The sequence below is a fragment of the Marinobacter sp. DSM 26671 genome, assembly GCF_900112835.1.
GTDB classification, from domain to species: domain Bacteria; phylum Pseudomonadota; class Gammaproteobacteria; order Pseudomonadales; family Oleiphilaceae; genus Marinobacter; species Marinobacter flavimaris.
The window spans coordinates 459,280-468,793 of sequence record NZ_FONF01000001.1; the positions used below are offsets into that span (position 1 = coordinate 459,280).

The 9,514-nt window shown below is 57.1% G+C and carries 11 protein-coding genes; all 11 read right to left on the minus strand.

Annotation, left to right across the window (positions count from 1 at the left end; all coding sequences use genetic code 11):
• The gene (locus BM035_RS01820) at positions 1–381 is read right to left on the minus strand and encodes a MaoC family dehydratase (RefSeq protein ID WP_254775343.1); all 381 of its coding nucleotides are present in this window, start codon (positions 379–381) and stop codon (positions 1–3) included.
• Positions 382–398: 17 nt separating this feature from the next.
• A complete protein-coding gene (locus BM035_RS01825; protein ID WP_092030022.1) occupies positions 399–1,151 on the minus strand; it encodes an N-acetyltransferase in 753 nt (250 codons plus the stop codon).
• On the minus strand, positions 1,148–1,555 hold the full coding sequence (locus BM035_RS01830) for a sugar 3,4-ketoisomerase (protein WP_092030023.1): 408 nt from the start codon (positions 1,553–1,555) through the stop codon (positions 1,148–1,150). The genes BM035_RS01825 and BM035_RS01830 overlap by 4 nt, the downstream gene beginning before the upstream one ends.
• 13 nt (positions 1,556–1,568) lie before the next feature.
• On the minus strand, positions 1,569–2,117 hold the full coding sequence (gene rfbC, locus BM035_RS01835; RefSeq protein WP_092030025.1) for a dTDP-4-dehydrorhamnose 3,5-epimerase: 549 nt from the start codon (positions 2,115–2,117) through the stop codon (positions 1,569–1,571).
• Between the two features lies 1 nt (position 2,118).
• Complete coding sequence (rfbA, locus tag BM035_RS01840; protein WP_092030027.1) at positions 2,119–2,991, minus strand: glucose-1-phosphate thymidylyltransferase RfbA; 873 nt, start codon at positions 2,989–2,991, stop codon at positions 2,119–2,121.
• Entirely contained in the window at positions 2,988–3,899 is a 912-nt protein-coding gene (rfbD, locus tag BM035_RS01845) for a dTDP-4-dehydrorhamnose reductase (protein WP_092030029.1), read from the minus strand. Before rfbD ends, rfbA begins: the two co-directional genes overlap by 4 nt.
• Positions 3,896–5,047: a dTDP-glucose 4,6-dehydratase gene (locus tag BM035_RS01850; protein ID WP_092030030.1), complete on the minus strand. Its 1,152-nt coding sequence runs from the start codon at positions 5,045–5,047 to the stop codon at positions 3,896–3,898. The genes rfbD and BM035_RS01850 overlap by 4 nt, the downstream gene beginning before the upstream one ends.
• Positions 5,044–7,272: a polysaccharide biosynthesis tyrosine autokinase gene (locus tag BM035_RS01855; RefSeq protein WP_092030032.1), complete on the minus strand. Its 2,229-nt coding sequence runs from the start codon at positions 7,270–7,272 to the stop codon at positions 5,044–5,046. Before BM035_RS01855 ends, BM035_RS01850 begins: the two co-directional genes overlap by 4 nt.
• A 5-nt stretch (positions 7,273–7,277) precedes the next feature.
• The gene (locus tag BM035_RS01860; RefSeq protein ID WP_092030034.1) at positions 7,278–7,727 is read right to left on the minus strand and encodes a low molecular weight protein-tyrosine-phosphatase; all 450 of its coding nucleotides are present in this window, start codon (positions 7,725–7,727) and stop codon (positions 7,278–7,280) included.
• The gene (locus BM035_RS01865) at positions 7,727–8,848 is read right to left on the minus strand and encodes a polysaccharide export protein (RefSeq protein ID WP_092030035.1); all 1,122 of its coding nucleotides are present in this window, start codon (positions 8,846–8,848) and stop codon (positions 7,727–7,729) included. Before BM035_RS01865 ends, BM035_RS01860 begins: the two co-directional genes overlap by 1 nt.
• Before the next feature lie 176 nt (positions 8,849–9,024).
• Positions 9,025–9,507, minus strand: coding sequence for a transcription/translation regulatory transformer protein RfaH (rfaH, locus tag BM035_RS01870; protein WP_092030037.1), 483 nt, complete (start codon positions 9,505–9,507; stop codon positions 9,025–9,027).
• Positions 9,508–9,514: the final 7 nt, after the last annotated feature.

The following is a 9,514-nucleotide window of genomic DNA, read 5'->3' on the forward strand; positions in this document are numbered from 1 at the left end:
TTACCCCTCGGGAAGAAAGATTTGTGCGGTTCCCGACGTAACAACCTTGTTCCGAACTTTACACAAAGTTTCAAAGTCTACCTTCTTCGACTGCAGATCAATTCCAATAACAGTTACTGAAGCAGTAACTGTATCCCCTAAATAAACTGGACGTTTGAAGTTCAAACTTTGTGATACGTAAACACAGCCTTTCCCGGGTAGCTGCGTTCCAAATATTGCCGAAAAAAAGCTAGCAGAATGGAACCCATGGGCGATTCTTCGCTTAAAACGGGACTCGGAGGCATATTCGTCATCAACATGAATGGGATTATGATCCCCGGAAATCCCTGCAAAAGCTTTAGTATCGTAATCTGTAATTGTTTGAGAGTAACTCGCTGTCATTCCCTCACGAAGATCCTCTATTCGCCAAGGTTGCATATTTCACCCCCCCACTTTTTAATGACTTCTTCTGGATATCCTCTATTAAAGTGTTCCTGCCATGGATAAGCTGCCCCGCTTCCATCTGTGAGTTTTATCCGAGAAGTTGGGCAGATCTTTTTTGCCGGAGAGCCAGCGTATACAGTGTCTGGATCTGTCGTACCTTTGACCGACGAATGTGCTCCAATCAGGCAGCCTTGCCCAATCTCAGCACCAGGTAGAACAACACTCATGGTTGCAATCACTGCAAAGTCGCGGATTGTGGCACCTATAAGCGTTTCGCTAGGTGGATGCGGGTCATTCGTTAGAACCACGTACGGGAAAATCCAAACAAAGTTACCAATTTTGCTTTTTTGGCCAATATGAACATTGCTGTGGAACCGAACATAATCGCCAATTTCACAATGGCCCTGGATATCTGACAACGTGCCAATCTGAAGATTCTTCCCCGCCAAGGTTTTCTCTCTCACGGTGACTCTGTGGCCAGTAACTAAGCCATCCCCGAAAACAGAGCCCTCGTAGAAAGCACTGTGGGATCTAATAAGAGAGCCTTCCCCTATCTCTAGTGGCTCACCATCAGACATCCCATTGCTAATGCCCAACTCGCAGTAGCTTTGAATTTCGGTCCCGGCACCCAAGACTACGTTGTCGTGAATGATTGAGTACGGACCTATTACAACATCATCAGCAATATTGGCCTTTGTTGAAACAATTGCAGTCGGATGAATATTCATGAGCGAGCCACCTTCAGAAACTGTTTGAAATCGCGAATATAATCTGATTCATCGTAGTGCTCACTAGCGAGCACAAGCAACACACAGTCTTCACTGAAATCGTGCATTTCTCGCCAAACAAGATCCTCAATCACGAGGCCCCTAGTTGCGCAATCCAGCCAGACTTCTTCCCGGTTTGTGCCATCATCCAGCACCATGCGGCATTTGCCGGCTACACAGATGGCAACCTGCTTAAGGTTTTTGTGCGCGTGGTAACCACGGCTGACGCCCTGCTCAGTGTGGTAGATGTAATACACACGTTTGATGTCAAACGGTACGGCCTTGTCCATGCCGATTTCGACGGCTACCAGACTGCCCCGCTCATCTCCAAGGCTCTGGAAATCGATCCACTTAACCAGACTCATTCGCTCATCCCACCTACTGATATTTCTCTGCCTGGGCAAGCGGAACCGCCTGCCGGTCTTTCTGTGAAATGATCGGCTGAGTGTCCTCTGCCAACGGCCAATCTATGCCCAGGTCGCTGTCCGCCCAATGAACCGTTCGCTCATACTCGGGGGCATAAAAATCCGTGCACTTGTACTGAAAATCCGCCGTGTCACTGGTTACCAGAAAGCCATGTGCAAACCCTGGCGGCACCCACATCATTCTCTTGTTGTCTTCGGAGAGATATTTCCCTACCCATTGGCCAAAGGTGGGTGATCTTTTGCGCAGGTCCACGGCCACATCAAACACCTCCCCCCGGGTTACCCGCACCAGTTTTCCCTGGGGCTGCTTGATCTGGTAGTGCAGGCCCCGGAGGGTGTTTTTCACCGAGCGGCTGTGGTTGTCCTGCACGAAATTCGTTTTGATGCCCAGGAAACTGAACAGTTGAGCGTTCCAGGTTTCCATGAAGAAGCCACGCTCATCACCGAACACTTTGGGTTCGATAATTTTGACATCGGGAATACGGGTGGTAATCAGTTTCACGTCAGGCCTCGCTCTCGGCCAGTTGTTTCAGGTAGGCGCCGTAGCCGTTCTTTTTCAGCTCGTCGGCCTGGCTCAGTAGCTGCTCACGGCTGATAAAGCCCATGCGCCAGGCCACTTCTTCCACACAGGCCACTTTCAGGCCCTGGCGTTTTTCCAGGGTTTCGATAAAGCTGGATGCCTCATGCAGGCTGTCGTGGGTGCCGGTGTCCAGCCACGCAAAACCGCGGCCCAGCAGTTCCACGTTCAGGTCTCCCCTCTCCAGGTAAGCCTGATTAACGCTGGTGATTTCCAGTTCGCCCCGGGCTGAGGGCTGTACGGCTTTCGCGATGTCGACAACGTCGTTGTCATAGAAATACAGGCCGGTAACTGCGTAGTAGGATCTGGGTTGCGCCGGCTTTTCTTCGATGGATATGGCTCGCTGGTTCTCGTCGAACTCCACCACCCCAAAGCGTTCCGGATCGGTTACCCGGTAGCCGAACACAGTGGCGCCTTGGGTTCTCTGGGCGGCCTTCTGCAAGAGCTTACTGAAACCCTCGCCGTAGTAGATGTTATCGCCCAGTACCAGACAGACACTGTCGTTGCCGATGAAGTCTTCGCCAATCACGAACGCCTGGGCGAGACCGTCCGGGCTGGGCTGAACGGCGTACCTCAGCCTTACACCCCACTGTTCGCCGTCCCCGAGCAATCGCCTGAAGCCTTCCTGATCCTCCGGGGTGGTGATGATCAGGATGTCCTGAATACCCGCCAGCATAAGCACTGAAAGCGGGTAATAGATCATGGGCTTGTCGTACACCGGGAGCAGCTGTTTGGAAATGCCCCGGGTGATGGGGTACAGACGGGTGCCGGAGCCACCGGCGAGGATGATGCCTTTCATAAAAATCCCTGATTGGCTGCGTATTCCGTAAGGGCCGTACGCACGCCGGTTTTCCAGTGGGGTAATGCCAGATTGAACGTATCCCGCAGCTTTGTGGTGTTGAGCCGGGAATTGAGAGGGCGACTAGCCGGGGTCGGGTATTCTCGGGTGGCGATGCCACCAATGTTTTCGGGGGTGGCTTTCACTTCCACACCGAGAGCCGCTAACGTTTCGCAGATGTAACGGGCATAGCTCTGCCAGCTGGTTTCTCCGGAAGCAGTCAGGTGGTAAGTGCCATTATGGCGACTGCCCCTTCTGCGGGCTCTGAGGGCGTGGGCGGTTACATCCGCTATCAGCTCCGCAGAGGTAGGCGCACCGATCTGGTCGTTCACGATGTTCAGCTGTTCCCGCTCTTTCATCAGGCGGGCCATGGTCAGCAGAAAGTTATTGCCACGGGATGCGTAGACCCAGCTGGTACGGAATATCATGTGATGGCAACCACTCTGGGCAATGCCCTGCTCACCCGCCAGTTTGCTGGCGCCGTAGAAGTTTACCGGCCCGGTCTTGTCGGTTTCCTGCCAGGGCGTACTGCCTTCGCCGCTGAACACATAGTCGGTTGAGTAGTGCACCATTAGCGCGCCTAGCTGATAGGCAGTCTCAGCCAGAACCGTGGGGGCTTCGGCGTTGACTACGTGGGCCAGTTCCTGGTTCTGTTCGGCTTTATCCACCGCGGTGTAGGCGGCGGCATTTACGATGACCGTGGGCCGCAGCAGGTGGAGGGTTTCCTGCAGCGCACGGTGGTCTCGAAGATCTCCGCAGTAACCGTTGTTGCGTGAGCGGCCCAGGGCAATCACTTCACCCAGTGGCGCCAGCGCACGCTGGAGTTCCCAGCCCACCTGGCCATCCCGGCCCAGCAGCAGAATTTTCATGCGGTCAGGCCCAGTCTCTGGCGCTGGTAGCTGCCATCCTGTACCCGCTTGCACCATTCCTGGTTGTTGAGGTACCAGGTGACGGTTTTGCGCAGGCCGGTTTCGAAGGTTTCTGCGGGCGTCCAGCCCAGTTCCCGTTCAATTTTGCCGGCGTCGATGGCGTAGCGGTGGTCGTGGCCGGGGCGGTCGGCGACATGGGTGATCAAACTGCGATAGTCCCTGCCGGGTTGCGGGGCCAGTTCCGCCAGCAGGTCGCAGAGGGTCTGCACCACCTGGAGGTTGGTTTTCTCGTTGTGGCCGCCGATGTTGTAGGTTTCACCAGGCTGGCCACGGGTGACCACTTCCACCAGGGCCCGGGCGTGGTCTTCCACGTAGAGCCAATCCCGGATCTGGTCACCCTGGCCATAAATAGGCAGGGGTTTACCATCCAGGGCGTTGAGGATCACCAGGGGGATGAGCTTTTCCGGGAAGTGATAGGGGCCGTAGTTGTTGGAGCAATTGGTGATCAGTGTTGGCAGGCCATAGGTGCGCATCCAGGCTCTTACCAGGTGGTCGGAGCTGGCTTTGCTGGCGGAGTATGGGCTGCTTGGGTTGTAGGGGGAGGTTTCGGTGAATAGGGGTAGGTTGGGTTGTCGGATTACGTGCCGCGTTGCGGCGCTAATCCGACCTACGGGGCTAATCAGACCTACGGGGTGGTTGTGTTCCTCTTGGGGAGGGGGTAATTCGCCCAGGTCGCCGTAGACTTCGTCGGTGCTGATGTGGTGGAAACGGAAGTTGGCCTTGTTTTCGCCTTCCAATGCCTGCCAGTAGTGGCGGGTGGCTTCCAGCAGGGTGTAGGTGCCGACGATGTTGGTCTGGATGAATTCCGCCGGGCCGTCGATGGAGCGGTCCACGTGGCTTTCGGCGGCCAGGTGCATGATGGCGTCTGGCTGGTGTTGAGCCAGGATGCGGTCCATTTCGGCACGGTTGCAAATGTCTGCCTGTTCGAAGCGGTAGCGTTCGCTGCGTACGGTTTCGGCCAGGCTCTCGAGGTTACCTGCGTAGGTGAGTTTGTCGAGGTTGACGACTTCGTGCCCGGTGTGGCGGATCAAATGCCGGATGACGGCGGAGCCAATGAAGCCGGCACCGCCAGTAACGAGTAGTTTCATGATTGGTTGTCTGATTTGTAGCTGTAGTTGTAGTAGCGGTAGCTGCCGTAGCCGTAGGCGGAGGCCTTTTTGACGATGGCGTTGAACACCACGCCTTTAACCTGGATGCCGTTGAGCTCGAACCGGCGCCGGGTGAGCTCGATTTCCTTGGCAGGGTTCACTCCGAAGCGGGTCACCAGCATCGTGGTGCCGGCGTGTTTGCCTACGATAGCGGCATCGGTGACCGCCAGAATCGGTGGCGTGTCCACAATCACCAGGTCGTATTGCTCGGCCGCTTCCTTGAGCAAAGTTTCAAAGCGCTCACTCATCAGCAGCTCCGACGGGCTTACCGGTGCGTTGCCCCGGGGGATAAAGCTCAGGCCCGTAACGGCGGTGTCAACAGCAGCCTGGGCCAGGCTGGACTGGCCCAGCAGAATGGAAGAAAGACCCTTGTGGTTGCCGGTATTGAGCAGGCGGTGGGCGGTACCACGGCGCAGGTCGCAATCAATCAGGAGAACTTTCTGGCCGCCCTGGGCGATAACTGCAGCCAGGTTGGCTGAGAGAAACGTCTTGCCCACGTTGGTGCTGGGCCCGCTGATCATCAGAATGTTGTTTTCCGCCCCCAGCATGCCAAAGTGCAGGCTGGTGCGCAGGCTACGGATAGCCTCTATGGCGGGGTCTGCCGGGTTCTTCATGGCCAGCAGTGTGGTATCGGCACCCCGGCGGGTCTTGCTCTTCCCTTTCTTTCTTTGCTTCGCCTCCAGGGCCAGCTGTGCCTTCGAAAACGGAATGCCGGCGTATACAGGCAAACCCATACGTTCAATAACGTCCGGGTTTTCCACGCCGCGGTGCAATGCCGCCCGGCCAAGCACCAACAGACACCCGAGGAAAAACCCGCCCACACCGGCCACGCCCACCATTAGGGATTTGCGGGGTTTGACCGGCCCGCCTGTGGCCACCGCCCGGTCAACAATGCGCACATTGCCGATGGCACCGGCCTTGGCGATGTCCAGCTGCTGAATCTTGGAGAGCATCTGCAGGTAGATTTCGTTGCCCACTTCTACATCACGGCGCAGGCGAATCAGTTCCTGCTGGGTCTCCGGCAGCACGGCGATTTTCCCGTCGAGATTGCCCAGGCGGGTCTCGAGTTCGGCGATCTGGAACAGCCATTCCTGATAACGGGGATGATCTGGCTGAAACCGGCGCTGGATCTCCTGGCGTTGTAGCTTGAGCTCTTCCAGGCGTTTCTCAAGGGCGACAGATTCACTGAGTAATATGCTGGCTTCGGCGCCGATATCGATCACGCCCGCGTTCACTTTGTAAACGTTGAACCGGCGCTCCGCGGCTTCCAGATCCTGCTTTACCCGGGGCAGCGTCTGTTGCAGAAAGTCCAGCGACTGGGCCACGGCCGCGCTGCTGCGCTGGATGTTCTGGCGCACATAATTTTCACCCACTACGTCCAGTATGGCCCGGGCCAGGGCGGGGTCCGGGTGTTCAAATTCCAGGCGCAGTATCCCGGACTCGCGCCGCTGCTCCGATATCTGCAAGCCGCCCTGTAACGCCATGATGGCGCCCAGTTTAGGCCGCTTGACGACTGTAAACCGGGTACCGGGGTGAGCGATCAGCTCATCCACCTGGAGGACAAACCCGTTGCCTACGACCCGCTCCCCGACAGGTCCGGACAGCACCGGCTGGCCTTCACCGGGCTGGCCTGCCCAAAGCTCCCAGCCTGCGTGTGTGCTGATCAGTTGCAGAGGGCGGCCAATGTAGCCCGCCGGTAGATCCAGCGCACTGATCTCAAGTACTTCACCGCCCCAGGCATAACCCCCTCCGAACAGGGGCTCTGCCAGCTCGCCAGTGGCACCGTTAAAGCGGGAGGCCATGGCCTTGCCGATGTAAGGGTAATAATTGAACGACACCGAGACATCCAGGCCCAGTTCGTCCACGACTTCACTGAGAACGGTTCGGCTTTTCAGCAACTCCAGTTCGGCGCCGACGCCGATACCCGCTGTGGAAAGCCCGGAGAGCTGGGATACCGCCAGCAGCCCGGATTGCTCCGGCTCCACCTGAACCAGCGAATTCGCTCGGTAGATGGGTGTCTGGCTCATGCTGTACAGCACGCCAAAGCCGGCTCCGATCACGGCCACCAGGGCGATCAGCCAGCGGCTATCCCACAACAGGCCGAGCAGTTCCAGAAGATCAATCTGCGGCTCGGATGCCTGCGGGGAGGGAGTTGTTTCTGTCATTCAGTTCACGGTTCCAGGTGTTTGAGCCACTGGTCCGTGGCCTGGTCAATCAGTGTGTACACATGTTCGAACGCCGGCCGATCCATGCGCACGGGGTCGGGAATGGATTCGCCTTCGCCGAATTTATCCAGCAGAAACACCCTGCCCCGGACCAGAGGCGCCTTCTCCAGCGGGTAGCGAATCTGCTCATTTTCCATAACCAGAATCAGATCCGCCTGCAGGAGCAGCTCCGGGGTTAACTGTCTGGCTCTGTGCCCGGCCGCATCGATGCCTTGCGCCTGCAACAGTTCCGCAGAAGTACGATGTATGGGCGCTCCGGCCGGCGGATTGATGCCCGCGGATTCCACCTGAACCGGGGAATCCGGGCCAAGCTTGTGTCGCAAGAGATATTCGGCCATAGGGCTGCGGCAGACATTGCCAAGGCACACAAACAGAACCCGGTTCAGACGCAGCATCAGTTGTTCTCGATAACCTGATCGTTGAACTTATTCAGGAAGTAGACCGCCTGGGCGGTGGGCAACAGCTGGGCAATGATCCGGTTCCAGCGGGCAACGGGTGCGGCGGTAACATACACAATGTCGCGTTTTTTCAGGGGAAACTGGTCGGCCAGCACCAGCGCCATGGCATTGCGGGCATTGAGCTGGAATACATCCGCAATCTTGTCACTGCCAGCAGGGGCCCGGCGTACCACGAAGATGCCGCTGGCGTCCGCTGTGGCCTGGCTGAAGCCGCCAGCCTGGGTGAGTGCATCGGCCAGCGTCAGATCCGAGCGGCCGAAGCTGACGGCTTTCGGGCTGCCTACTTCGCCCAGCACAAAGACTTTGGCGGCGTCGTCCCGGGCCACATGTACAATGTCGTTATTGCGCAGCAACACATTCTGGCTGGTGTTGCCGTACTCGTAGAGTTCCCGAAGAGAATAACGAATGGATTTACCGTTGCGGGTGAGCGTGACGTCGGTCCAGTCTGCGTTGTCTTCCAGGCCCCCGGCGGCGCTGACGGCTTCCAGCAGGGTCATGGGCTCGCTGGTGAGATACAGCTTGCCGGGAGAACCAACGGCTCCGGTCACGTAGACCCTGCGGGACCGGAAATCTGAAACCGTAACGTCGATGGTCGGTGCCTGTATGTATTCAGACAGCGCTTGTGCCAACCTTTCCCGAACCTGCCGCACGGTCAGCCCGGCAACCTGCACGTCACCCACGAAGGGGTACACGATGGTGCCGTCGTTGTGCACCGGATGGCCGGCGCCGCCTTCGGCAGACCCGCCCAAAGTGCTCAGTTCGGGGTGGTCCCAAATAGTGATACGAAGGGTGTCGCCGGGGCTCACGACGTAGTCGTAATCGTCGATCTGGTTTTCCAGGCCGGTGTCGATGACAGGCTTACGGACTGACTCGGCGGCAATAGTGGCGACAAGCGCGGGAGATATCGGGTAAACGTTGACCCGGGCGCTCAGATCGCCCTCGCTTTGCTGACGCACGGAACGGGGTTCTGGCACCGTGAGGTGGCTACCGGGGATCATGGTGCAACCGGCAGAAATTGATAACAACAAGGCGATAAGCAGGAATTTCGATAAAGACATTGGTTAGGCAGGCCGGGCCACTTGAGAGGATTTCTGTCTGGGCACGCTACCGCACGGTACGTTGGAGCCCGGTCAAAACACATTCACTTTTTCACCCGCAATGACCGGGCGCTTCACTCGTTCTTATTGTTGTGAGTGGTCGTTCAAAAATTACAGGATCTTCGGTAAATACCGGTTCAGAGGCTGGCCACCGATGCCAGTGGCACTTTGATCAGCTGCTGTTTCTGCATAAAGCTGATGAGTACAACTGCCCGCTCATCGCCGTCATAGCGCTGGAACACAGCTTCAAGCCCCCGGAAGGGGCCATCGTGAAGCTTGAGAAGTTGGCCCTTGCTGATGCCACCCTGATCGTTGAGCCTGTCGACGCTGGCACGAATGTACTCAATTATGTCGGCATCAATGGACGCAGGCTTTCCGGCAAAGGCAACAAGACGGCTGACGCCGCGGGTTGAACGAATCTTCGACCAGAGCGGGTCTGCGTTATCAACATTGACAAAGAGATAACCCTTGAACAGGGGCTCCATAATGGAAGTCCGCTTACCTCTGCGGATTTTTTCCACTGCAATCTTCGGGAAAAAACACTCGGCGCCCTGATACTCCAGATTCGCAAGGGCCCTGTCTCCTTCGGATCGCTTGTACTGGACTGCGTACCAAGCCATTGTGCAA

Bases quoted from the DNA above. Each gene is read 5' to 3' on its own strand.
- BM035_RS01865 (WP_092030035.1), bottom strand. From the start codon at position 8,848: ATGTCTTTATCGAAATTCCTGCTTATCGCCTTGTTGTTATCAATTTCT.
- BM035_RS01850 (WP_092030030.1), bottom strand. From the start codon at position 5,047: ATGAAACTACTCGTTACTGGCGGTGCCGGCTTCATTGGCTCCGCCGTC.
- BM035_RS01860 (WP_092030034.1), bottom strand. From the start codon at position 7,727: ATGCTGCGTCTGAACCGGGTTCTGTTTGTGTGCCTTGGCAATGTCTGC.
- rfaH (WP_092030037.1), bottom strand. From the start codon at position 9,507: ATGGCTTGGTACGCAGTCCAGTACAAGCGATCCGAAGGAGACAGGGCC.
- rfbD (WP_092030029.1), bottom strand. From the start codon at position 3,899: ATGAAAATTCTGCTGCTGGGCCGGGATGGCCAGGTGGGCTGGGAACTC.
- BM035_RS01830 (WP_092030023.1), bottom strand. From the start codon at position 1,555: ATGAGTCTGGTTAAGTGGATCGATTTCCAGAGCCTTGGAGATGAGCGG.
- BM035_RS01825 (WP_092030022.1), bottom strand. From the start codon at position 1,151: ATGAATATTCATCCGACTGCAATTGTTTCAACAAAGGCCAATATTGCT.
- BM035_RS01820 (WP_254775343.1), bottom strand. From the start codon at position 381: ATGACAGCGAGTTACTCTCAAACAATTACAGATTACGATACTAAAGCT.
- BM035_RS01855 (WP_092030032.1), bottom strand. From the start codon at position 7,272: ATGACAGAAACAACTCCCTCCCCGCAGGCATCCGAGCCGCAGATTGAT.
- rfbA (WP_092030027.1), bottom strand. From the start codon at position 2,991: ATGAAAGGCATCATCCTCGCCGGTGGCTCCGGCACCCGTCTGTACCCC.